Source organism: Carnobacterium viridans (assembly GCF_900102725.1).
In the GTDB taxonomy this organism is placed as follows: domain Bacteria; phylum Bacillota; class Bacilli; order Lactobacillales; family Carnobacteriaceae; genus Carnobacterium_B; species Carnobacterium_B viridans.
In genome coordinates this window covers 1910007-1935369 of sequence record NZ_FNJW01000008.1, presented here as the reverse complement: position 1 = coordinate 1935369, position 25363 = coordinate 1910007, and the positions used below count along the sequence as shown (strand labels likewise).

The 25363-nt window shown below is 36.1% G+C and carries 23 protein-coding genes and 1 tRNA gene; all 24 read right to left on the bottom strand.

Annotation, left to right across the window (positions count from 1 at the left end; all coding sequences use genetic code 11):
* Nucleotides 1–472: 472 nt before the first annotated feature.
* Nucleotides 473–1393 (bottom strand): tyrosine-type recombinase/integrase, encoded by a 921-nt coding sequence (locus BLT48_RS10780; protein WP_089977866.1) that lies wholly within the window; start codon nucleotides 1391–1393, stop codon nucleotides 473–475.
* A gap of 141 nt (nucleotides 1394–1534) precedes the next feature.
* Nucleotides 1535–2836 carry a phosphopyruvate hydratase gene (gene eno, locus BLT48_RS10775; protein WP_089977863.1) on the bottom strand — a complete coding sequence of 434 codons (1302 nt, stop codon included), beginning with the start codon at nucleotides 2834–2836 and terminating at the stop codon, nucleotides 1535–1537.
* Between the two features lie 200 nt (nucleotides 2837–3036).
* The gene (gene gpmI / locus BLT48_RS10770) at nucleotides 3037–4566 is read right to left on the bottom strand and encodes a 2,3-bisphosphoglycerate-independent phosphoglycerate mutase (RefSeq protein ID WP_089977860.1); all 1530 of its coding nucleotides are present in this window, start codon (nucleotides 4564–4566) and stop codon (nucleotides 3037–3039) included.
* Nucleotides 4566–5321 (bottom strand): triose-phosphate isomerase, encoded by a 756-nt coding sequence (gene tpiA / locus BLT48_RS10765; protein ID WP_035021441.1) that lies wholly within the window; start codon nucleotides 5319–5321, stop codon nucleotides 4566–4568. Before tpiA ends, gpmI begins: the two co-directional genes overlap by 1 nt.
* Before the next feature lie 31 nt (nucleotides 5322–5352).
* Nucleotides 5353–6540 (bottom strand): phosphoglycerate kinase, encoded by a 1188-nt coding sequence (locus tag BLT48_RS10760; protein ID WP_089977856.1) that lies wholly within the window; start codon nucleotides 6538–6540, stop codon nucleotides 5353–5355.
* A gap of 125 nt (nucleotides 6541–6665) precedes the next feature.
* Entirely contained in the window at nucleotides 6666–7670 is a 1005-nt protein-coding gene (gene gap / locus BLT48_RS10755; protein WP_035021437.1) for a type I glyceraldehyde-3-phosphate dehydrogenase, read from the bottom strand.
* Nucleotides 7671–7711: 41 nt separating this feature from the next.
* Complete coding sequence (locus BLT48_RS10750) at nucleotides 7712–8749, bottom strand: sugar-binding transcriptional regulator (protein WP_089977852.1); 1038 nt, start codon at nucleotides 8747–8749, stop codon at nucleotides 7712–7714.
* A 270-nt stretch (nucleotides 8750–9019) separates the two neighbouring features.
* Nucleotides 9020–9547, bottom strand: coding sequence for a DsbA family protein (locus BLT48_RS10745; protein ID WP_035021435.1), 528 nt, complete (start codon nucleotides 9545–9547; stop codon nucleotides 9020–9022).
* A gap of 190 nt (nucleotides 9548–9737) precedes the next feature.
* Nucleotides 9738–10331, bottom strand: a complete 594-nt coding sequence (gene clpP / locus BLT48_RS10740; RefSeq protein WP_035021433.1) for an ATP-dependent Clp endopeptidase proteolytic subunit ClpP — start codon at nucleotides 10329–10331, stop codon at nucleotides 9738–9740.
* Nucleotides 10332–10648: 317 nt separating this feature from the next.
* Nucleotides 10649–11629, bottom strand: a complete 981-nt coding sequence (locus BLT48_RS10735; protein WP_089978761.1) for a tRNA dihydrouridine synthase — start codon at nucleotides 11627–11629, stop codon at nucleotides 10649–10651.
* Nucleotides 11630–12015: 386 nt separating this feature from the next.
* Nucleotides 12016–12087, bottom strand: a tRNA-Arg gene (locus tag BLT48_RS10730).
* 177 nt (nucleotides 12088–12264) lie between these two features.
* On the bottom strand, nucleotides 12265–13221 hold the full coding sequence (gene whiA, locus BLT48_RS10725) for a DNA-binding protein WhiA (RefSeq protein WP_035021431.1): 957 nt from the start codon (nucleotides 13219–13221) through the stop codon (nucleotides 12265–12267).
* A gap of 30 nt (nucleotides 13222–13251) precedes the next feature.
* Entirely contained in the window at nucleotides 13252–14268 is a 1017-nt protein-coding gene (mgfK, locus tag BLT48_RS10720) for a gluconeogenesis morphogenetic factor MgfK (protein WP_035021430.1), read from the bottom strand.
* Nucleotides 14265–15152, bottom strand: coding sequence for an RNase adapter RapZ (rapZ, locus tag BLT48_RS10715; protein WP_035021428.1), 888 nt, complete (start codon nucleotides 15150–15152; stop codon nucleotides 14265–14267). Before rapZ ends, mgfK begins: the two co-directional genes overlap by 4 nt.
* 203 nt (nucleotides 15153–15355) lie before the next feature.
* Complete coding sequence (locus BLT48_RS10710; protein WP_035021427.1) at nucleotides 15356–17083, bottom strand: phospho-sugar mutase; 1728 nt, start codon at nucleotides 17081–17083, stop codon at nucleotides 15356–15358.
* Nucleotides 17084–17328: 245 nt separating this feature from the next.
* Complete coding sequence (gene trxB / locus BLT48_RS10705; protein ID WP_089977849.1) at nucleotides 17329–18294, bottom strand: thioredoxin-disulfide reductase; 966 nt, start codon at nucleotides 18292–18294, stop codon at nucleotides 17329–17331.
* Nucleotides 18295–18399: 105 nt separating this feature from the next.
* Nucleotides 18400–18831: a tetratricopeptide repeat protein gene (locus BLT48_RS10700; protein WP_035021424.1), complete on the bottom strand. Its 432-nt coding sequence runs from the start codon at nucleotides 18829–18831 to the stop codon at nucleotides 18400–18402.
* Between the two features lie 140 nt (nucleotides 18832–18971).
* A complete protein-coding gene (gene galU, locus BLT48_RS10695) occupies nucleotides 18972–19853 on the bottom strand; it encodes a UTP--glucose-1-phosphate uridylyltransferase GalU (protein ID WP_035021423.1) in 882 nt (293 codons plus the stop codon).
* A 45-nt stretch (nucleotides 19854–19898) separates the two neighbouring features.
* Nucleotides 19899–20903 carry an NAD(P)H-dependent glycerol-3-phosphate dehydrogenase gene (locus tag BLT48_RS10690; RefSeq protein ID WP_035021422.1) on the bottom strand — a complete coding sequence of 335 codons (1005 nt, stop codon included), beginning with the start codon at nucleotides 20901–20903 and terminating at the stop codon, nucleotides 19899–19901.
* Nucleotides 20904–20918: 15 nt separating this feature from the next.
* Nucleotides 20919–21767 (bottom strand): prolipoprotein diacylglyceryl transferase, encoded by an 849-nt coding sequence (gene lgt, locus BLT48_RS10685; RefSeq protein ID WP_035021421.1) that lies wholly within the window; start codon nucleotides 21765–21767, stop codon nucleotides 20919–20921.
* A gap of 16 nt (nucleotides 21768–21783) precedes the next feature.
* Nucleotides 21784–22719 (bottom strand): HPr(Ser) kinase/phosphatase, encoded by a 936-nt coding sequence (hprK, locus tag BLT48_RS10680; protein ID WP_035021420.1) that lies wholly within the window; start codon nucleotides 22717–22719, stop codon nucleotides 21784–21786.
* 318 nt (nucleotides 22720–23037) lie between these two features.
* A complete protein-coding gene (locus BLT48_RS10675; protein WP_035021419.1) occupies nucleotides 23038–23388 on the bottom strand; it encodes a phage holin family protein in 351 nt (116 codons plus the stop codon).
* Nucleotides 23388–23693 (bottom strand): PspC domain-containing protein, encoded by a 306-nt coding sequence (locus BLT48_RS10670; protein ID WP_035021418.1) that lies wholly within the window; start codon nucleotides 23691–23693, stop codon nucleotides 23388–23390. The genes BLT48_RS10675 and BLT48_RS10670 overlap by 1 nt, the downstream gene beginning before the upstream one ends.
* A gap of 31 nt (nucleotides 23694–23724) precedes the next feature.
* The gene (gene liaX / locus BLT48_RS10665) at nucleotides 23725–25326 is read right to left on the bottom strand and encodes a daptomycin-sensing surface protein LiaX (RefSeq protein ID WP_089977846.1); all 1602 of its coding nucleotides are present in this window, start codon (nucleotides 25324–25326) and stop codon (nucleotides 23725–23727) included.
* Nucleotides 25327–25363 lie beyond the last annotated feature (37 nt).

The following is a 25363-nucleotide window of genomic DNA, read 5'->3' as shown; positions in this document are numbered from 1 at the left end:
TTTTGCCACACTTTGAGTTTACTTCCGGTCAAAGCCTATAAAAACACCGCTGTAACCCGTTTAAAGGTTAGCCTAGTGACAAAGGAAAGACAGCCACCTAAATCAAGTGACCTCCAGACCTTTTACATAAAAATGGTAGATAGAAGGCAGTCTCCGCCTAGTACCTTTCGATAGTACCATACGCAACGATTTTACAAAGTCTAGCACGTTGGGTTCGTTGTCCCTTTAACGTCCGTATGGTAGCTAGAATGAAGCCATGCGGACGGTTGAAACAAAAAAACATAGACAAAAGTATATTAAAATACTAATGCCTACATTCTTTTTTGTTGATAGAATGCACTTAATCATGTAAAATGATTAGGTAAGCAGTAGTAAGCTTTATCCTTACTTTTGCACGTGCCTACTAAATAGTTTCCGCTATTTAGTAGGTTTTTTTGTTTGCTATTTTTTTAGTTGTTTAGGATCGAATTAGTTACAAATTCATAAGTGGACTTTTAGGAATTGCTAAAGTAATAACTTCTTCATCGGTTATACTTTGCAAGTAAATTCTTGTAGTATTTAAACTTGAATGTCCTAGAATTTTTGAGATTGTGAAGATGTCCTGCCCGTTCTTTAAAGCTGTTATAGCGTAAAAGTGTCTACACGTATGTGGACTTGCTCTTACTTCACTTCTCACACTTACACCTAGCGCACAATCTCGTACAATATATTCAATCATTACTGTTGAAGCCATTTTTTCAAGGCTCTTAGTTAGAAAAAAATAGTCCTCAATTTCTGACTTGTCTTTTTTCAACCGCTTAATATACTTCTCTTTTTCTCTTTCATACTTAATAAAAGTTTTCCTAAGATATAAAGAGATTGGAACCACTCTCCACTTATCGCCCTTACCCAAAACGCGTATAAAGTTGCTTTCTATGTTGCTGTTTTTGATTCCTAGCAACTCACCTACTCGTATTCCTGTATCGAACATAAGCGCTAAAATAGCTTGGTTGCGGGCGTCTAGGAACGTTCTTTTCTTGTAAAAGTTCATCATTCTTTTTACTTCTTCAACATTAAAAGTTGTAAGGAGTTGCTTTTGTTCCTTCAAGGTAGGCAACTGTTTAGGTATATTGACCTCGCAGTATTCTTCTGCTACTAAATAATTAAAGAAAGAACGCACTCGCTTATTAATTCCATTTATGTGAGTAGCTTTTCTGCCACCCTTTAACATATAAAAGTTATAATCTTGAAAATCTTTACGTTTTAGCTGTTCTAATTTAGTAATACCCTTCATTTCTTCCATGTATTTTAAAACATTTAAAATACTGTTTTGATAAGATTCTACTGTTCTCATAGAAAGGTTTTTAAGTTGACAGTGTATTAAAAATTCTTCAAGCAAACTATCTAAAAACACGACAAAAAAACCCCCTTTAATCTACTTTGTAGTAGAAAAAAGAGGGTTTTAAAAAACATTGAGTATCACTAAGGACATTAGTTGCGTTGCCTCAACTAATGAAGTGTTTCTCTATTCAAGAATTTAGTTTAACTTAAATTCTTATTTGTTTTTTAGGTTGTAGAAAGCTTGTAAACCTTCGTATACAGCTAAATCGCCTAATTGATCTTCGATACGTAACAATTGGTTGTATTTAGCAATACGGTCAGTACGGCTTAATGAACCAGTTTTGATTTGTCCTGCATTTGTAGCTACTGAAATATCAGCAATAGTTGAATCTTCAGTTTCACCAGAACGGTGAGAAATTACTGCAGTGTAACCAGCTTTTTTAGCCATTTCGATAGCATCAAATGTTTCTGTTAATGAACCGATTTGGTTAACTTTGATTAAGATTGAGTTACCAATGTTTTGTTTGATACCTTTAGCTAGGATTTCAGTGTTTGTAACGAATAAATCGTCACCAACTAATTGAACTTTGTCGCCTAAACGTTCAGTCAATAGTTTCCAACCATCCCAGTCATTTTCATCCATACCATCTTCGATAGAGATAATTGGGTATTTGTTTACTAATTCTTCCAAGTAATCTACTTGTTCAGCAGCAGTACGTTTAGCACCATTTTCGCCTTCGAATTTAGCGTAGTTGTAAATACCGTCTTCGTAGAATTCTGAAGAAGCACAGTCAAAACCTAAATAAACATCTTTACCTGGTTCAAGACCAACTTTTTTGATTGCTTCAAGAATAGTTTCTACTCCATCTTCAGTTCCGTCAAAACGAGGTGCAAATCCACCTTCATCTCCAACAGATGTTTCTAAACCACGAGATTTCAAAATTGATTTCAATGCGTGGAAAATTTCAGCTCCCCAACGTAATGCTTCTTTAAATGTTGGAGCTCCAACTGGCAAGATCATGAACTCTTGGAATGCGATTGGAGCATCAGAGTGAGATCCACCATTGATGATGTTCATCATAGGAGTTGGCAATACTTTAGTATTGAAGCCTCCTAGGTATTGGTATAAAGGAACATCTAGGTAATCAGCAGCAGCACGTGCTACAGCGATAGAAACGCCTAAGATAGCGTTAGCGCCTAATTTAGCTTTGTTTGGAGTTCCGTCTAAATCGATCATTGTTTTGTCAATTGCCATTTGATCGCGAACGTCAAATCCAATAAGAGCTTCAGAGATAACGTTATTTACGTTTTCTACTGCTTTCAAAACACCTTTTCCAAGGTAACGAGAATTGTCTTCATCACGTAATTCATGTGCTTCATGTTCACCAGTTGAAGCACCTGATGGAACCATACCGCGGCCAAATGCTCCGCTTTCTGTGTAAACTTCTACTTCGATTGTTGGGTTACCGCGTGAGTCTAATACTTCACGAGCTAAAATATCTGTAATAAATGGCATTTAATTTCTCTCCTTTGAGTGTACAAAATTTTTAGTGCCAGGGCTTTGCCCATAGCTACATTTTAGTGAGTTTGCTTGTCAAATGCAACCACTTTAGGTCTTATCTGACAGTTTATTTATTAATCTTGTTTAATAGAAAGATTCATGCAAAGTCTGCAGCTTTTACATGGTTGTCTTTCGCTTAATAGTTTGCTTGGTTTTTACTTTTGGATCAATGATTCTCCAGTCATTTCAACTGGTTTTTCAATGTTTAACAAGTCTAACATCGTTGGTGCAATATCAGCTAGACGTCCGCCTTCTCTTAACGTTGCGCCTTCTTTGGTTACAATTACAGGAACTGGCACAGTTGTATGCGCAGTATGTGGTTTCCCTTCAGGTGTAAGCATTGTATCTGCATTACCGTGATCGGCAAAGATAATTGCATATCCACCTTTAGCAGTAATCGCATCTACCACGCGACCTAAGTTTTCATCCACCGCTTCAATCGCTTTGATCGTTGGTTCAAGCATGCCTGAATGTCCAACCATATCTGGGTTAGCAAAATTCAAGATGATCGCATCGTGTTTGTCTGCTTCGATATCTGCCACTAATGCATCTGTAACTTCGTAAGCACTCATTTCTGGTTTCAAATCATATGTTTCCACTTTAGGAGATGGAATCAAGATACGATTTTCGCCTGGGAACTCTTCATTACGTCCACCATTCATAAAGAAAGTAACATGTGGATACTTTTCAGTTTCCGCAATACGCAATTGAGAAAGTCCTTTATTTGAAAGAACTTCTCCAATAACATTCTTCAATGCCGTTGGTGGGAAAGCTATTTCAGCTTTGATGCTTGGGTTATACATTGTCATTGTAACTAATTTAAGGTTTTGTGCACGTTGTCCACGATCGAAGAAAGTCCATTCATCATCTGTTATAGCATTTGACAATTGGATCGCACGGTCAGGACGGAAGTTGAAGAAAATGATTGAATCATTATCTTGTAACGTTGCTACAGGTTTTCCGTCTTTTTCAATAACGGTCGGCATAACAAATTCGTCAAATTTTTCTTTGTCGTAGCTTGTTTGTACTGCTTCTAGTGCACTGGTTGCTTTTTCGCCTTCACCATGAGCTAAAGCGTTATAAGCTTTTTCTACACGTTCCCAACGTTTATCGCGGTCCATTGCATAAAAACGACCAGAAACAGTTGCAATTTCGCCTGCTCCGATTTCTTTAATAGCTTCTTCTAATTGTGCAACATACTTGATACCAGAGTTAGGTGCTACATCACGGCCATCAAGAAAAGCATGAACATAAATGTTTGGCACACCTTTTTCTTTAGCTGTTTTGATCAATGAAATCAAATGATTGATGTGACTGTGCACTCCACCATCTGATAACAATCCAAACAAATGTAGATTAGATTGATGTTTGATCGTACTTTCCATTGCATCACTTAAAACGGGATTCGTTTGGAATTCACCATCTTCAATAGCTTTATCGATACGAGTCAAGCTTTGATAAACAATGCGTCCAGCTCCGATATTTGTATGTCCAACTTCAGAATTTCCCATTTGGCCTTCTGGAAGACCTACATCTAATCCAGAAGCTTTTAATGTACCATGAGGGTATTTTTCTAAAAGATGGTCAAAATTTGGTTTATTGGCTTGAGCTACAGCATTACCCATCATTTCATTACGCCATCCTAATCCATCTAAGATGATGATGGCTACAGGTGCTTTTGTCATTATTTAACAGCCTCCAATAATGCTAAGAACGATCCTGCTTCTAAGCTTGCTCCTCCTACTAAAGCTCCATCAATATCTGATTCAGCCATGTATTCAGCAATATTCTCAGGTTTTACACTACCGCCGTATTGAATACGTACAGCATCAGCAGCATCTTGAGAAACTTCTTTTGCAATTGTTTGACGAATAACGGCACAAGTGTCGTTTGCGTCTTTTGAAGTAGAAGATTTACCAGTTCCGATTGCCCAAATAGGTTCGTAAGCAATAACAGATTCAGCTACTTGGCCTTCTGTTAAGCCAACGATTGCAGCTTTAACTTGACCGCTTACCCATTCATTTGTTTCTCCAGCTTCACGTTGTTCTAACGTTTCACCACAGCAAATGATTGGAACCATACCATTTTTGAAAATAGCATGTGCTTTTTTGTTAACGTCTTCGTCCGTTTCGTGGAAGAACTCACGACGTTCAGAGTGACCGATGATCACGTAGTTTACTCCTAAGTCTCCTAAAGCAGCAGGGCTGATTTCGCCTGTAAATGCTCCAGATTCTTCAAAGTGGCTGTTTTGAGCAGCAATTTTTAATTCTGTTCCTTCTGATGCTTTAACTAAAGATTGTAAAAATAAAGCAGGAGCTCCAACAACTGAATCTACTTGCTCAGAAGAAGGGACTTTTGTTTTAACTGCTTCTACAAACTCAGCAGCTTCAGTAGCATTTTTGTTCATTTTCCAGTTACCGGCAATAATTGGTTTACGCATAACATAACTTCCTTTCTCTAATTGAATTGAATTATTTATCTGAAATTGATGCAACACCTGGAAGTTCTTTACCTTCAAGGTATTCTAATGATGCTCCGCCACCTGTAGAGATGTGAGTAAATTGATCTGCAAAACCTAATTGCATTGCTGCAGCTGCAGAGTCTCCTCCACCAATAATCGTCGTTGCTTCAGTTAAATTAGCGATTGCTTCACAAACACCAACTGTTCCTTGAGCAAAGTTAGACATTTCAAATACACCCATTGGTCCGTTCCATACAACTGTTTTAGCACCTTGTAATGCATTAGTGAATAATTCAATTGTTTTCGGTCCAATATCAAGACCCATTTGATCAGCTGGTACAGCTCCATCATGAATTTCAGTTGGTGCATCGTTACTGAATTCTGGAGATGTAACAGAGTCAATTGGTAAGATCAATTTGTCTCCGCCTTTTTCAATCAATGTTCTAGCTAATTCAATTTTGTCTTCTTCAACTAATGATTTACCAATTTCAATGCCTTTTGCAGCATAAAAAGTATAAGTCATTCCGCCACCGATAAGAACTTTATCCGCTTTGCTTAATAGATTTTCAATAACGCCGATTTTGTCGCTGACTTTTGCTCCACCTAAAATCGCCACAAACGGACGTTTTGGTTCGTCAACTGCTCCACCGATGAATTTGATTTCTTTATCCATCAAGAAACCAGCAGCTGTTTCAAGGTTAGAAGCAACTCCTACGTTTGAAGCATGTGCACGGTGAGCCGTACCAAATGCATCATTAACGAAAACGTCGCCTAAGCTTGCCCAGTATTTGCCAAGTTCAGGATCGTTTTTGCTTTCTTTTTTACCATCAATATCTTCAAAACGCGTGTTTTCAAATACTAATACATCACCAGCATTTAAGCCGTCAATAGCACTTTCTAATTTTTCGCCGCGTGTTTCAGGTACAAATGTAACGTCTTTTCCTAATAATTCGCTTAAACGCTCAGCGACTGGACGAAGACTTTTGCCTTCTTTATCTTCTTCAGTTTTTACTTTGCCTAAGTGAGAGAATAAGATAACTTTTCCACCTTGTTCGATCACGTGTTGAATAGTCGGCAATGCTGCTTGAATACGGTTGTCATTAGTAATAACTCCGTCTTTCATTGGAACGTTGAAGTCTGCACGTACTAAAACTTTTTTACCATTAAGGTCTAAATCAGTTACAACTTTTTTTACCATTAAGGTTCCTCCTCTAAAGAGCGATTATGTGTAAATACTAATCTTTGAAAAAAGAAAAGCGAGGAAGCGCGCTGCCTCCCCGCTTTTTACTATTCTCTATCCTAATTTAAGTTTCTCGTTAAAGATTAACCTAATTTAGCAAAGTATTCTAAAGTACGAATTAATTGTGAAGTATATGACATTTCGTTGTCATACCAAGCAACAGTTTTAACGATTTGTTTGTCACCAACAGTGATAACTTTCGTTTGTGTTGCATCGTATAATGAACCGAATGACATTCCTAAGATATCAGAAGAAACGATTGCATCTTCAGTATATCCGTAAGATTCGTTAGCAGCTGCTTTCATTGCTGCATCTACTTCTTCAGCAGTTACTTTTGTTCTTAATACTGTTTGTAATTCAGTTAATGAACCAGCAGCAACAGGAACACGTTGTGCAGCTCCATCTAATTTACCTTTTAATTCTGGTAATACTTCACCGATTGCTTTAGCAGCACCAGTTGTGTTAGGAATAATATTAGCTGCTGCAGCACGAGCACGACGGAAGTCGCCTTTTGGATGTGGAGCATCTAATGTATTTTGGTCACCTGTGTAAGCGTGGATAGTTGTCATTAATCCTAATTCGATACCAAATTTGTCATTTAATACTTGAGCCATAGGAGCTAAACAGTTAGTAGTACAAGAAGCACCTGAGATAACTGTTTCAGAACCGTCAAGAGTTTCGTGGTTTACATTGTAAACGATTGTTTTCATGTTACCAGTAGCTGGTGCAGAAATAACAACTTTTTTAGCTCCTGCTTTGATGTGTAATTCAGCAGCTTCTTGAGTAGTGAAGAAACCAGTACATTCTAATACGATTTCAACTCCAAGCTCTCCCCATGGAAGTTCTTCTGGGTTGCGGTTGCTTAAAACTTTAACGTCTTTACCATTAACAGTAAATGCGCCATCTTTAACTTCAACGTCACCGTTGAAACGTCCTTGTGTTGTATCATATTTTAATAAGTGAGCTAACATTTTTGGATCTGTTAAGTCGTTAACTGCTACGACTTCAATACCTTCTAATTCTTGAATACGACGGAATGCAAGACGTCCAATACGTCCAAAACCGTTGATACCTACTTTAACTGTCATAAATAGATTTCCTCCTTTAGGAATCATGCAATATATTTATTTTAAAGGGTTATCCCTGTTAAAATCTCGTTAGCAGCACCCTCATCTGTGATGAGCCACGTATGACGTGGTGCTTTTTTAATATGAGCCTCAATTGCTTTTGCTTTGGACTTACCACCAGCTACTACCATCACACTAGCAATATCTGCTAATTTATCAGATTGCAAACCAATGCGTGGTATTTTGTACACCACTCCACCAGACTGATTGTAAAATTCTCCATACGCTTCCCCAACTGCTGCTTTAGTTTCAATCAGAGCTAGAACTTCTTCATTCATCCCTCTGCGTTCTGCCATAAGCTTAGCGTCTCCGATGCCATATAGAACACAATTCGCATCATCAACCAACTTGAGTGTTTTTTTTATTCCCGGTTCTTGTAATAGCGGTTTATAAGTTTCTACGCTTACTTGTTCCGGAACATAAAGAACACGGTTTTCGCCACCCGTTTTTTGTGCCATTAAAGCACTAATAGAATTGGCTTGAATATCGACCGATTCTCCTAATCCACCTCTGGCAGGAACAAACATTAACTTTCTTTTGCGTGAAAGAGTTTCATTCATTTGATTTGCCACTTCTGCCATAGTAGTACCACCCATAACAGCAATAATATTAGTGCCTTCTGGAAGTAAAAAGTCTAATGCTTCTACTGCAGCACGGCCCATCTCTTCATGTAATTTCGACTGTTCATCTACATCACCAGAAATAATTACACAGTGTTCAATCTCCAAATAAGAAGCGAGTTTTTTCTCTTTCTCTTTCATCCCCAACAGTTGTCCCATTAACTGATCTAGTTGGTGATAAACGGCTTCGCCTTTTTCAGTCAGCTCCATGCCCATTTTTGAAGTTTTTATCAATCCTTGTTTCTTTAAGCCTTCTGATTCTGTACGTAAAACACGTTCTGTAATTCCCATACGTTCAGATACGACTCTTCTTCCAACTGGACCTAATAAAAAAACATTGCGCAAAATTTGGTAACGATTCTGAAGTTTATACATGATATCTGGAATGACTTCTTCGATAACAGATAATACATTTTGCATAAGCGACCTCTTTCCATCTGGTCGTTTTGTGACCGCGTCAGTCGTTCAGCGACCATTGTTACTTAAAAAAACAAGAGAATCAAAAATGAAAATCAAACTTTCAGTTTCCTGTACTTGTTTTCTTATCATTCAACAACTGCACTAAACGAAGCACTATTGCCATCTCTCACAACAATAATTGTACCAGTTATCTATTCATCTTTCAACTGTTATGTTTATAAGTTTTTCATTAAAATTGTGTAAAAGACCTGTTTTTTTACAAGCGATTTCTTAAAGGCGTGCTTCAATCAAGTTTTTAAGTTCTTGTTGCGTAATATGTTCATCGAAAATCTCTTCATCAATAAACACGGTTGGTACAAATACAACATTTGCTTGGTTTGCTTCTTGAATAATTTCTTGAGCTACTGATTCATTTGACTGTATGGATAAATTTCTTTTCTCAACTACATAAGCAGCTATAGCATCAAACGATTCTAAATATCCCCACTCTTCTTGGTGAGCAAAAAAGAAATCAATGTCTTTAAGCGCTTTTTCAGGGTTTGAATAATCTAAATAACGGTGCACGATATTCCCTTTTTTCAAACTCGGTTTTTCTTTATCAAAATGTTTAATGATTCGTTGCACTTTCCCAGCAGAAACATATTCGTTTAGTACATCTTTTGAATCTTCATACCACATTTTACAATAGGGGCACTTTAAGTTAATAAATTCGATTACCTTAACTGGAGCATCATCACTTCCAATTTTAATTCCATGGGTTGTATTCACTTTGTCTGTTTTAATGTTGCTAATATCCATTAAATATCCTCCTTTATTTACTTAATGATTTCATTATACAGATAATATTGAATCAATTAAATGGATTTGACTTATTTAGTTTTCCTACTGACCAATGGAGCAAAAAAAAGAGACTAAAGCGTTGCTCCAATCTCTTTTTTCTTTACTCTTCAATTGAAATACTTAGCTAGACGAATCTCATCTAAACGTTTTAGCTTAAAGCTGAGCTATTTTCCATGATTTCATCAATCAAACCATAAGCCTTCGCATCTTCTGCAGACATATAATTATCACGATCTGTATCACGTTGAATGACTTCTATTGGTTGTCCTGTACGATCTGATAAAATTTTATTCAAGCGTTCACGTGTGTTAAGGATGTGACGAGCAGCAATTTCAATTTCCGTAGCTTGCCCTTGAGATCCGCCCGATGGTTGGTGAATCATGATTTCAGCATTCGGCAACGCATAACGTTTTCCTTTTGTACCAGCTGTCAATAAGAAACTACCCATTGAAGCCGCCATTCCCATTGCGATAGTTTGTACATCTGCTTTGATAAAGTTCATTGTATCAAAAATCGCTAAACCAGCAGTTACACTGCCACCTGGAGAATTAATATAAATATAAATATCTTTTTCAGAGTCTTGTGCATCTAAAAATAACAGCTGAGCGATTACAGCATTTGCTAGATCATCGTCTACTGGACCACTTAACATAATAATGCGGTCTTTTAAAAGACGCGAATAAATGTCATAGGCACGTTCACCTCTAGATGACTGTTCGATTACTGTAGGGACTAAATTCATAATTTGTTTCCTCCTCAATTGTTCATTTCTTTTATAGCGTAACTAAATGATTCACACTATGAGTTACTAAGTGTATTTTACTCCATTGGTCAAAAAAGGTCAATTTTTTTCGTTTGCTAACTTTGAAAAAAAAGTGATTAGAATTTATCCTCTAATCACAAAAATAATCTTTAAATCTTTAATAAAATTCAATCATTTTGAATAAAATAATTATAACATAAATAGTTTATTCAAAAAATTAAAAGCTTACAGATAGTTATGACTTATTTTTTCTTTTATCCATCACAAAAAAGATACTTTTAATGAGTGATATTCTTTTATTCTCCTAAGATATCCTGATTTTTTTCTTCAAATTCATCAAGTAATACGCGAGCTTCATTAGTTGTTTCTGTTTCCATCAACTGCACTCTTAAGTCACTTGCTCCACGAATACCACGAACATAGATTTTAAAAAAGCGGCGAAGTGGTCTGAATGCACGAGGTTCATCAACGGTATATTTATCAAAAAGATCTAAGTGCAATCTAAACAAATTCAGCAATTCTTGGCTGCTGTGCTCTTTTGGTTCTTTTTCAAACGCATAAGGGTTGTGAAAAATACCTCGCCCAATCATAACACCATCCACACCATATTCTTCAACCAGCTTCAACCCAGTTTCGCGATCCGGAATGTCTCCATTGATTGTCAAAAGTGTTTGAGGTGCAATTTCGTCACGTAATTTTTTGATTTCTGAAATCATTTCCCAGTGTGCGTCGCCTTTACTCATTTCTTTTCTTGTTCGTAAATGGATAGAAAGATTGGCAATATCTTGTTCAAAAACGTGTGTCAACCAATCACGCCATTCATCGATAGTTGTATAACCTAATCGGGTCTTGACACTTACCGGTAGCCCTCCTGCTTTTGCTGCTTGGATTAAATCTGCAGCAACTGCAGCTCGGCGAATAAGGCCACTACCTTTTCCTTTACCTGCTACATTCGGTACCGGACAGCCCATATTAATATCGATTCCTTTAAAACCTTGTTCTGCCATACCAATGCTCATTTGGCGGAAGTGTTTTGGTTCGTCTCCCCATATATGAGCTACCATCGGTTGTTCGTCCTCAGTAAATGTTAAACGACCACGGACACTATCACGTCCTTCTGGATGACAATAACTAACAGCATTTGTGAACTCTGTAAAAAATACATCTGGTTTGCCTGCTGCACTTACTACATGGCGAAACACGACATCCGTTACATCTTCCATCGGTGCCAATATAAAAAACGGACGTGGCAAATCTTGCCAAAAATTTTCTTTCATTTTCAATAATCGATCCTTCCATAACGGGCTATCAGCTTATACTTTCACCCAAATGATATACACTAACTATATAGCCTTTTAATAATGGTTTTTTAACAGTTGGAATTATACAGCCATTTGTAAAATAAGTCCAATTCGTTTCCTTTAGATGCTCTACCTTTTCGTTCCGCTTCTAAAAATCGATTAGCAATTTTATTAAAACTTCAAGTCACTGAAAATCCAAAAAATAACATAGAACAAATGAGATAGAAAAAAAGATCCAAAAATCGTAAGTATTCCCACGAAATTCGGGTCTGAATTTTACATGTATTCTCTTCAACCGTATGTGGTAATGATACGACACACATTTCAAGTTTTGTTATCCCACCATCATTAGCATACTTAAATGCCCCCTGAGGGAATCGAACCCCCATTTCAAGAATCGGAATCTTGCGTGATATCCATTACACTAAGGGGACTGCTATACTCAAACGAACTTATTTAAGAAGCTGTCCTATTCTGACGATCGTCAAAATACCAACTATTACAGTGTAGCCCAGTTATAATGAAAAAACAAGGAGAATTTATAGACTGACGAAGTCTACAGTTCTCTTCGAACCGCGATATTTCTTGCATATCTTTATCTATTCCTCTTTTTAATTGCCTACAAAGGATCTTGTACGTTCCTTAGTTCTTAAGTTTTCTGCCATCTCATTCAACTTGCGCAAGCGATGGTTGATTCCTGACTTACTAATCGTTCCGCTAGGGATCATTTCTCCTAATTCTTTTAGCGTTACTTCTGGGTATTCTAAACGCACAAGCGCGATTTCTCTTAGTTTTGTTGGAATTTTATCTAATCCAATCATCTCATCGATAAATTTAATGCTTTCAATTTGTTTACTTGCCGCATCAATCGTCTTATTTAAATTGGCATTTTCACAATTGACCAAACGATTTACTGAATTCCTCATATCTCTGATAATTCGTACATCTTCAAACTTAAGCATACCGCTTGTTGCGCCAATCAACGCTAAAAAATCTGCAATTTTTTCTGCTTCTTTCAAATAAGTAATATACCCATTGCGTCTTTCTAATGTACGTGCATTCATATCGAATTGATTCATCATTTGACAAATATCATCATTATGTTCTTCATAACTTGAATGAATCTCAAGATGGTAACGACTAGTTTCTGGGTTGTTCACGGATCCTCCTGCTAAAAAAGCGCCTCGTAAATACGATTTTACTTTTTGAGTATTCATCATTACTTCATCTGAAACATGACTATGAAAAGACATCCCTTCCATAATAGATAAATCTGAGAGCACTTCCTTAGTACCTTGTTTTAACCGAACAATATATACATTATTTTTCTTTAATTTCATTTTCCGCCGAACCAATAATTCACTTTCAACATCAAAATGATCTTTCAGCAACACATAGATTCTTCTTGCGATAGCTGCATTTTCAGTTTGTACGTTCAAAATAAATTTTTTATCTACTAACCCAACTGTTCCATTCATGCGAATCAAAGCTGCTAATTCAGCTTTGGCGTGTTCTCTATGAACTTCTAATTGAGTTAATTCTTTTTTTACTTCTGAAGCATAAGACATAAAGTAACCTCCTTTCTATTCTTTATTTAGTTAATAAGCATTTCTTTTTTCCAACCGTCTATTGTCAAAAGCCAATTTAAATAATTCATCCACAACTTTTGTCCCATTATGAAAGACTCCTTGGTCTCTTAATTCAAGGAAATCATCCGATATAATGGAAGGAACTTCCTCAGCTAATCCTTTAAAGTTATGAGCTACTTGTACTAAATACTCATTATAGCGTTCGGCATCCATATAATTTTCTGGAACTTCCCCAATATTGACTAAAACTGTATCAATGAATTTTTTTTCTAAGTGTTGATGCAGCACGCATATGTGATCAGCATCCGTAAAATTTTCGGTTTCGCCAAGTTGAGTCATGATATTGCAAATGTAAACAACTTTTGCTTTAGTCTCTTTGACTGCTTCCCCTAAATCACCGATCATTAAGTTGGGTAAAATACTCGTGAACAAGCTTCCAGGTCCTAAAACGACCATATCAGCATCATGAATAGCTGCAATGACTTTTCTAGAAGCTTTAGCTTTATGATTATCTTCTACTGTTGTTACATAGACACGTTCTATTTTTTTTCTTTCTTTGGCAATTTTTGATTCGCCTGAAATTTTAGACCCATCTTCAAAAATAGCATGCAGTGTTAACGGTTCTTCTGCTGCTGGGTAAACATGTCCATCCACTAACATCATTTTAGACAATAATTGAATGGCTTCAAAAATACTCCCTCTCATTTCAGACATGGCCGCAATGATCAGATTCCCAATTGAATGTCCTGCTAAAAAGTTATCATTTGTATCAAATCGATATTGGAAAATTCCTTTTTGAACAGGCGGGATATTAGAAAGTGAAATCAGCACATTTCGAATATCTCCTGGCGGAACGATATTGGCATAATTTCTTAACGTTCCGCTGCTTCCTCCATCATCAGCAACAGTCACAATGGCTGTTACATCTGCTTCTTTTAATTTTAAACCATTTAAAATAACGGGTAACCCGGTACCTCCACCGATAACCACAATTTTAGGTCTATGCTTCTTTCTTTCTTGTATCATGAACGATTCACCGATTCTTTAACCTTTCCTTTATCGCGATGAGTAACATGAACAGGGTACCCATCGATTTCAATTTTCTGAGCAATCCGTTCTACTAAAGCTACTGAGCGATGTTTTCCACCCGTACACCCGATAGCAATGGTAACATTGTTTTTACCTTCTTTTTTGTATCCTGGTAAAATATACTCTAACAGATCTGTGAATTTACGATAAAAAATTTCTGTTTCTGGTTGTTTCATTACATAGTCATAAACAGGCTTATCCTGGCCTGTTAACGGCCTTAAATTATCGATATAATGCGGATTAGGTAGGAAGCGAACATCCATCACTACATCTGCATCAATTGGTAAGCCATATTTGAAACCAAATGATACCATTTCAATTCTGAACAACTCTGTATCGACGGTTTTAAAATTACTATTAATTTTTTCTCTTAATTGTCGCGGCGTCAATTTCGTTGTATCAATTACAAGTTGAGCTCGCCCTTTTATGTCTTCTAACAATTCTCTCTCTTTTTTTATTCCTACTATCAGACGTCCATTCATTGCTAAAGGATGTGTACGTCGTGTTTCTTTATAACGCGAGACCAATTCTTCATCACTTGCATCTAAATAAACTATTTTTGTCGTCACAAAAGAGGTATTATCCATTGATTCCAAAGCTGTTACGATTTCTTCAAAGAAGGCTCTGGAACGTAAATCAATTACTAAAGCAATTTTTGTTAATTTGCCAGATTCTTTAACGAGTTCCCAAAATTTCGGCAGTAAACTTGGCGGCATATTGTCCACACAAAAATAACCCATGTCCTCAAAACTCTGCATTGCCACAGTTTTACCTGCTCCACTCATTCCAGTAAGAATGACTAATTGTAGACTATCTACCATCTTATTCGCCTCTTTCTTTTGGTTCTTTGGACTTCACCTAAATCATTATAGCATGCCGGGTGTGTCGTGTATAGTTATCTCAAGCTTTTCCTTAAAACTTAATCATTCCTTAGTCAAGTTGCTAAAGATACTACATTTTTTAGACAGCAAAAAAAAAAAACAACGCAATTTAAACTACTTTGCGTTGTTTTTTTGCTGTCTTTTTATTCGTTAACGATTGAATTAATGCTTTCTTCAAGACGAATGACTTTATTTTCAATCTCTACTCCTGAATCATCACATGCACCAATGTAAAATTTAATTTTAGGTTCTGTTCCTGAAGGACGGATAGCAATCCAACTGTTGTCGACTAATTTGTATTTCAAGACGTTGGCTGTAGGCATGTCAATATCTTCAGTTGTCCCATCATTAAGCGTACGTTTAGCGAGTGAAAAGTCCTCTACGTATTCGACTTCAATTCCAGCAAATTCTTTTGGTGACTCTTCACGGAATTTCACCATTAATGCTTTGATTTTTTCAGCTCCAGTGATTCCTTGCATGCTGATGGAGATTGTTTTTTCTTTAAAGTGACCATAGTTATGGAAAATTTGTTTCAATCCGTCATATAATGTGTCACCTTTTTGTTTATAATAAGCAGCTACTTCTGCAATCAGCACAAGGGCTTGAATAGCGTCTTTGTCTCGTACGAATGGCGACACAAGATAGCCGTAACTTTCTTCAAAGCCGAATAAGAATGTTTGACTGTTATCTGTTTCATATTGTTTAATTTTTTCAGCAATAAATTTAAATCCAGTTAAAACATTTACCATTTTAACACCAAAACTTTCGGCGATAGCGGTAGGCAATTCACTCGAAACGATCGATTTAAGCACGACACCATTTCCAGGCAACGTTCCTGCATCTCTATGTGCAGTCAATAAATAGTGCAACATCAAACTGGCAATTTGGTTTCCAGTTAACACTTCGTAATAACCTTCTGCAGTTTTAACAGCTATTCCCAATCGGTCAGCATCTGGATCTGTTGCCACTAATACATCAGCATCAATTTCTTTACCTAACTTGATTGCATATTCAAATGCACCAGGTTCTTCGGGATTAGGAGACTTAACTGTCGAGAAATCAGGATCTGCTTCAGCTTGTTCTGGAACAAGGTAAATAGATTCAAACCCGGCATTTTTTAAAGCTTTTTCACCTAACATTTTTCCAGTTCCATGAAGTGGCGTATAGACTAATTTCATCTCTTTGCTCATTTCCTTCACTAACTCTGGATTAACCGTAACTTTTTTCACGTTTTTTAAGTATTCACTATCTACATCTTCTCCAATAATCGTAAGCAATCCTTGTGATTCAAGATCTTCTTGTGATAACACATCAATTTCAAGGATATTTTCGACACTACGAACATAGTCTGTTAAAGCATCTGCTTCTTTAGGTGGCATTTGTCCGCCATCTTCTCCGTACACTTTGTATCCATTGTACTCAGCTGGATTGTGACTTGCAGTAATCATGATTCCTGCAAATGCATTTAAATGACGAACAGCAAAAGATAATTCTGGTGTCGGGCGAAGACTTTCAAAAACAAAAGCTGGAATTCCATGTGCTCCAAGTGTTCTTGCTGCTTCCATAGCAAATTCTGGAGACTTATGTCTTGAATCATAAGCGATTGCGACTCCACGTTTTTGCGTTTCATCTCCAAGACTGTCCATAAAACGAGCTAGTCCTTCTGTTGCTTGTCTTACTGTGTAAGCATTCATACGATTAACACCCACACCAATGATTCCACGCATGCCTGCCGTTCCAAATTCAAGAGGAGCATAAAATGCATCTTCTAATGTATCCGAATCATCTTTCAAAGATTTTAATTCTTCTTTTAATTCAATTTCTAAATCATTAAAATTTTCCCAAAGTTGATAAGTCTCTCTCCAGCTCATTTCAATTCACCCTTTACATAATTAGTTGTATTTTTTTTCGTTAACGCTTCCCTTATAAGTATACCACTTCTTATTCATCCTGGCACACATTTCAATTCAAATGGTCAGTTGACTTTTTGATTTAATAACCATTCTAATTACAAAAATTAATCTCTATAGATAACAATTATTTCCACAAAAAAAGAAACAAGATTTCTCTTGTTTCTTTTTTGTGGCTTTTTCAAATCATTATTTTTACTTTGCTATTATTTTGAACTAATCGCTTTTGCTTCTAAACTTTCCTTCAGTTTCTCAACATAGTGGAAAACAGCATTTCCAGCTAAGCTGCCATCACCAACAGCTGTTGCAACTTGACGCAAAGGAGTTAAGCGAACATCTCCGATAGCAAAAATTCCAGGTTGTGAAGTTTCCATTGTTTCATTAGTTGGAATCCAACCTTCTTCATCCGTAATACCTAAGTCTCTAAATTTATCTGTATTTGGCAAGATACCAACATAGATAAATGCACCATCTGCAGGAAATTCTTTGACTTCACTTGTGTGAACATTTCTAACTTTGACACCTGTTACTTTGTTGTCATCACCATAAATATTTTCTACGGTAGAATCCCAAATGAAATCAACTTTTTCATTTTTAAAAGCTCTATCTTGAAGAATTTTTTGGGCTCTTAACTCATCACGACGATGAATAATCGTAACTTTTTTAGCAAATTGAGTTAAATAAGTTCCTTCTTCAACAGCTGAGTCTCCTCCGCCAACAACTACTAACTCTTTATTACGGAAAAAAGCTCCATCACAAACGGCACAGTAAGAAACACCACGACCATTGTACTCATTTTCGCCACCAACATTTAATTTTCGGTGTTCTGCACCAGTTGCAATAATGATTGAACGAGTTTTAAAGGTTTTTTTTCCTGCAATAATTGTTTTGTATTCTGTTCCTTGTTGGATTTCTTGAACATCAGCATATGCATACTCTGCTCCAAATTGTTTAGAACCTTCGAACATCTTTTCAGACAACTCAGGTCCAACGATACTATTGAATCCAGGATAATTTTCGATTTCTGCTGTATTGATCATTTGTCCGCCGGGTACTCCACGTTCCAACATCAGCGTAGATAAATTTGATCTTGAAGAATATAAAGCAGCTGTCATTCCTGCTGGGCCACTTCCAATAACAACGACGTCATAAATTTTTTCTTCTATTTCCATTGTATAATCCCTCATTTTCCTTAATCATTTCATCTTACTTTACATCTTTTTGAAAAGAATTGCTATTTATTTGCTTACAAATTAGAAGTGAATGAGCATTCGTTCTTAAAATTCATTTAATTCCATTTTTAGCGTCTCTTGCAACTCGGATGCTTCGTCAACGAAGTCACCATCTGGATCTAGAGTCAGGTATTGTTCTACTAATAGTAATGACTGTTCTAAGTCTTCTAAAAAAGCATAGTTATTGGCTTGGAAATAGTAGGCTTCTGCAAAAATATCGCCGCTACTTTTAATTAATTCATCTAAAATTTCAATTGATTCATCATATTCACCAGTATGTTGATAACAAATAGCTAATTGGCATGAGGCAAAAATACTCTCCTCTTCATTCTTTGATAAGGTTACCGCTCGTGAGAAGTATTTTTTTGCACGATCCATTTCATTTTTTTGAAATGCAGCAATTCCACGCTTAAAATAGAATTCACTTGTTGGAATAACTTCTATAATCGTCGCCTTTTGATTTCCAATTTCAGACATATGCAATCCTCCTCTAAAGTAACATTTACTAACCAGTATAGCATATAGGTGTTACTTTTAATAGGTCTTGTTCAAGGGCATTAAACCACAAAGAAGTGAACGAATTCTCGTTCACTTCTTTGTGATTTAATTAGTGTAAATTATTCAGTTTCTAATCTTTTTCCTAATTCAATAATGTATTCATTTAAAGAATCCTTTATCTCAGGGTGCTTCAGACCATATTCAATGCTTGTTTTCAAGAAGCCAAATTTATCTCCAACATCATAACGAGTTCCTTTAAATTCATGTGCAAAAACGCGTTGTGTTTTATTTAGAGTATCGATTGCATCCGTTAATTGAATTTCATTTCCAGCACCTGGTTCTTGTGTTTCTAAAATATCAAAGATTTCAGGCGTTAATAAGTAACGTCCGATAATCGCTAAATCACTTGGTGCATCTTCTGGATTTGGTTTTTCAACAAAACGACGAACATTATAAGTTGTTTCGTCTACTTGTCCTTCAACATCAATGATTCCGTATTTAGAGGTTTCCTCATGAGGCACTTTCATTACGGCAATATTTGATGCATGGGTTTTGTCGTATCCGTTAATCAGTTGTTTGGTTAGTGGAACTTCATCTTCCATTAAATCATCTCCAAGCATAACAACAAATGGTTCATTTCCCACAAATGCTTTAGCTTGTAAGACTGCATCACCTAATCCTTTTGGATACGATTGACGAACAAAAAATAAATTTAAGCCGGTTGTTTCTTCGACTAATTCTAAAAGTTCCATTTTTCCTTTAGATTTTAAATTAGCTTCCAATTCTGGATTTGAGTCAAAGTGATCTTCAATAGGGCGTTTGCTTTTCCCAGTGACAATTAAAATATCCTCAATCCCTGAATTGATTGCTTCTTCTACAATAAACTGAATCGTGGGTTTGTCTACAATTGGCAGCATTTCTTTAGCCATAGCTTTTGTTGCTGGTAAAAATCGTGTTCCTAATCCTGCTGCGGGGATAATTGCTTTACGTACTTTTTGCATGTCTTTTATTCCTCCAATTGATTTAGATAATAGGTATTTCTTTCCTTATGCTTCAGATTTTCCTTCTCGTTGCATCAATGAGACGATAATATCTTCGACTTTAGCTCCATTATACAATACTTCGTAAATTGCTGCAGTGATTGGCATCTCAATTCCTTTTTCCTGAGCTAATTCATATGCTGCTTTAGTGGTTGCAATTCCTTCTACAACCATTCCCATACTTTCAAGAACTTCTTTCAAGCTGTTTCCTTTGCCTAACATGTGACCAGCTCGCCAGTTTCTAGAATGGGTACTTGTACAAGTGACAATTAAATCACCCACACCACTTAAACCAAGAAAAGTGATTGAATCTGCACCAAAAGCAACACCTAAACGACTTATCTCAGCTAACCCTCTAGTCATTAAAGCAGCCTTTGCATTATCGCCATAACCTAATCCTTGAAGTGCTCCGGCTCCTACTGCAATAATATTTTTTAAAGCTGCACCCAATTCAACACCGATAATATCATCGTTGGTATAAATTCTAAAATAATCATTCATAAATAATTCTTGTACGACTTTAGACGCATCTTCATTTGTTGAAGCTGCAGTTATAGTTGTTAGATCTTTAAGTGCTACTTCTTCCGCATGGCTTGGTCCAGATAGAGCTACTACAGCTTGGCGTTTGCTTTCAGGAATTTCTTCTTCTAAAATTTCTGAAATACGTTTATGACTCTCTTGCTCTAACCCTTTGCTTGCATGAACAATGACCATTGGCTTAGTTAAAAATGGTACAACTTTCTTAGCGACTTCACGAATGGCTTTTGTTGGAACCACAAAAACAATCACATCAACATCTTTAATTGCTTCTTCAATATGATGAGTCGCTTTAATACTGTCTGCTAAGACAACTGCAGGCAAATAAAATTTATTGGTGTGTTTAAAATTGATTTCATCTGCTTGTTTTGCTTTATGACTCCATATGCGAACATCATGTCCATTTTCTTCTAATACCATTGCTAAAGCGGTTCCCCAAGAACCCGCTCCTAAAATGGCTACTTTCTTTGTCATTTTACTTAGGCTCCTTTATTTCGACTGTTTCTTTTTTGATTGATTCATTCCATCTAAATAGTATGGAACAGGCGGGTAATCTCTTCTTCTATAAATCCATAAACTGAGTGCTCCTATAAATAAGACAACGGATAACGCTTGCGATACGCGAATAAGATTAAAAATCCATAAGCTGTCTGTCCTAAGACCTTCAATAAAGAATCGTCCAAGAGAATACCAGAGTACATAACTCAAAGCCACTTCACCTTGTCTAAACAACTGCTTTTTGTTTCGCAAGATAATAATCAGTACAAAACCAATTAAACTCCATAAAGACTCATATAAAAAAGTAGGTTGATAGTACATGCCGTTAATTTCCATTTGCTTGATAATAAATTCAGGTAAGTATAAATTTTCTAAAAACGATCTCGTTACTTCTCCTCCATGAGCTTCTTGATTCATAAAATTTCCCCAACGCCCAATTGCTTGCGCTAGCAATACACTTGGTGCTAAAATATCCAGCATTAACCATAACGGAATTCCATGTTTCTTTGTGTACCAGAAGACAGTTAATCCTCCCGCAATCAAGCCGCCATAAATCGCTATACCGCCATTCCAAATTGCTATAATTTCACCAGGATTTTGAAGGTAGTAGCCTAACTCAAATATTACATAATACAAACGTGCTCCAATGAAAGCTATCGGGAGCGCCCAAAGAGCCATATCCACGATATGTTCTCCATCAATCCCTCTTTTTTCAGCTTCTCGCGTACTTAAAAAAATTGCTACAAATATAGCTGCAGCGATAATGATTCCGTACCAATAGACATCAAGAGGTCCTAATGAAAAGGCAATTGGATTAATTGCTCCTAACAGATTACTCATACTTTAATCTCCAATCTTACTGTTCAGTTGAATTTTTTTTGATTAGTTTTTCTAAATTACGTTCGAATGTTTCAGTGGCATTATATCCCATGATTTTTGCTCTGGTATTCATTGCTGCACTTTCAATGATGATTGCCAAATTACGTCCCGTTCTAACTGGAATCGAAATTTTTGGTACGTCAACATTTAAAATACGTTGCTTTTCATCTCCACTACCTAATCGATCATACGTTTTTTCTTTATCCCAAAGCTCCAAATTAACGACTAAGTTAACGACTTTGCTTAAACGAATCGATCCAACTCCGAATAGATTTACGACATCAATAATACCTATTCCTCGAATCTCCATTAAATGGCTTAATATTTCAGGTGGTTCGCCTACGACTTTTTTATCATCGATGACATATAGTTCAACACGATCATCGGCTACAAGTCTATGTCCTCTTTTAATTAATTCCAAAGCCGTTTCACTTTTACCTACTCCACTATCTCCAGTGATCATAACGCCCATTCCATAAATGTCTACTAGCACACCATGCATAGCAATACGTTCAGCTAACTCAGCTTCTAAGAAATTCGTTACATTGCTAGATAAACGCGTAGTTGATTGTGGGGATAAGAGTAAAGGAATGCTTTTTTCAGTTGTTGCTTGTACCAACTCTTTTGGAGGAGTCAGACCTCTTGAAATAAGAAACGCAGGTGTATCAGACTGACACATTCTTCGCATCACAATCAGCCGCTCGTCACTAGTCATTTGCTCAGAAAAAGAAATTTCTGTTCTGCCAAATAATTGTATCCGTTCTTGAGGATAATAATTAAAATAACCAGTAAGTTCAAGACCTGGCCGTGAAATATCATCTGTTAAGATTTTACGATCAAGAAATTCCTCTCCGTTATGTACTTCTAACTTCAGAGAGTTTACTAATTGTTGTACAGTTACACTTTTGGTCATAATTTTTTCTCCTCTGTTTAAAGATCTTTTTTTACTTTCATTTTAATTGTTTAAAACTGCTACATGCTCCTCATTTTACCATTTTAATCTTTCTGTTTAAAGGAAATCGAAAGAAAATCGATTCAAATAGTAAAAAGCTTCAACTTTACTCATTTTATAAGTTTAAATTTCTTTTAACAACAAAAAATAAGCCTAAGAAATGAGACAAACGTTCCAGTTTCTATGCCTATCTAATTATTTCACTAAAATGGCTTCAAAAAAAAGACCCGCTGTCTCATCTAAAAGACACGGGTCACGTTAGTTTTTTACATTTCTAAATCACTTAGGCTGTCTTAATTGACTATTTAATAACATATTAACTAGCGACATTAAGATAGCCACAAGCATCGTTGCTCCAAATGATGAAAATTCAAAACCGCTTCCTACAATCGCAGCGGTCATACTCAACATGGCTGCATTAATAACAATAGTGAATAGTCCAAGAGTTAAAAGAGTAATAGGCAAGGATAAGATGAATAAAATCGGCTTTACAGCCATATTCAAAATAGCTAAGACAAGGCTGGCTCCTAATGCTACCCATATACTTTCCACATAGAACATATTTTGCAAAAAACCAGCTAAGGCCAAGAAAATCAGTGCATTAACAATAATTTTTTGCCAAAATCTCACTAAAAGTCACTCCAGTCTTCCTCTTTAACTTTCTCAGCTTCTTTACGTGGTTCTTTTTTTTCTGGTCGATTATTTCCTGGTTTGAATCCATACGTTCCAGTGTTTTCTGAACGATTCGTTCTAGGAGCTTCTGGAATCACAATAGCGAGTACGATATACAGAATAAAAGGCGAACCTACTCCGATTAAAGTAGCTGCTCCATAAATAATACGAAGTATCGTTGGATCAAATCCAAAATATTCTGCAATCCCAGCTAAGACACCGCTCACCATTTTATTGTCTCTTGATTTAGTTAATTTTCTCATTTTCATTCACCTCTCTGAGTTTCATATCGTTTTAAACTAGTTCATCTGCTTCTTTTAATAAAATATTACCTGTTGTTGTTTCTAATTTCAACACTAATAGTTGCGTATCCGCTATTCTTCTAAACTCTAGAAGTTGACTTGTACGATCTTTTCTTTCTTTAAGTGTTTCTAGATTTGCAACTCTGTTTTGGATTGTTCCTAAATTACTTTTTGCTTCGCCTTCTATACTATACTGTTTAGGAAAAGATACTTTTACGCTTCCGTTAACAGAAGATGCTGCCATACGTGTTAAATCTTCACCTTCTAATGTAACTTTTACAGTACCATTGACTGTTGAAAGATTCCCACTCTTAATTTTACCTTGTGTAACGATTCCACCATTAACACTTTTCACCATCAGATCTCTTACTGTGCTATCTAATACTGTAACGGTACCATTAACGCCATCAGTTTCCAACATGGTAGCCGTTAAATTTTGGAAAAACACATTTCCATTTGTGCATTTAACATAGAAATCTTTTCCTTCGAAATCTTCAAATTTTACATTTCCATTCAAAAGATTGATTGCGGTATGATCGTACACTCTTTCAGGAAGATAAAATACTAAGTCACAACGTATCCGTTTGTTTGGAACGTGGAATACCATTTTTTCATCGGTCACTTCCACAGTACTGCGCTTCTCAAAAGCTTCTAAAGGCGTTGCTGTGTCTAATTTACCATAAATTTTAACATCAGCTTCAATTTTAATATCTTGGCTGTTCCAATTTTTAAATAGTACATTCCCGTTTGCAACTTTTACATCTAAAATAGAAGCTGTACTTTCAGGATAATTAAACTCATGTGTGAATTTTGTTGAAGCTAAACCAGGCACACGAACATTAACATCTTTCCAGTCCATATTTTCCATCACTGTAGAGAACGTTTCTTTCATGAACTTGCCAAATTGGTTTCCAGTATCCACTACTTTTCCTGTTACTTGATTCAATGTTTCATTGGCGGTTTCTTTCCAATCTTCTGGTATCTCAAATTTTTCTGAAATTTGTTTCTTTTGAGTACCCCATTGTTTTCTTTTTACCGTTCTTAATTGATTTTCCAATTCAGCTTTTTCTTGTTCCAAGTCTTTTAGCTGAATATCTAACTCATTGATTTCATTTTTCATTTGATTCATTTCAGGTGCTTTTTCAGGATGCAATTCATCTAAATCTTCTTTGGTTTCAAGTACCATTAATTTCTCTTGTACCATTTTAAGTTTAGTTTTAAGTGTAGCAATTTCTAGATTCTTTTCGTCCAATTTAACAGAATAAAAGGATGCTTCATTAGACAAACTTTCTAATATTTTTTCAAGTTGATCACGATCTCTTTGTTCTTCAGCAGAAAACGCTTCATCTTGATTGGGTTCTTCTGATTTTAAGAACTCTGAGTCTGAGTCTGTTTCTGTTCCTTCATTAAAAAATGGTATTTCAGGTTTAAGTGGTGTAGCTGTTTTCTCATCCGCCTCTTGCGTATGAGCTTGTTCTTTTTTAATCGCTTCTTTGCCTTCTTTTTTTGCTGCATTTTCTAATAAAACTAAGGCTTCGTCAGTTGAGATGATTCCTTGTTTAACTAGTTCGAGTATTCTTTCTCTTTGTTTCATGGTCATTTCCTCCTCAAAATTTTCAATTCCTCTAATT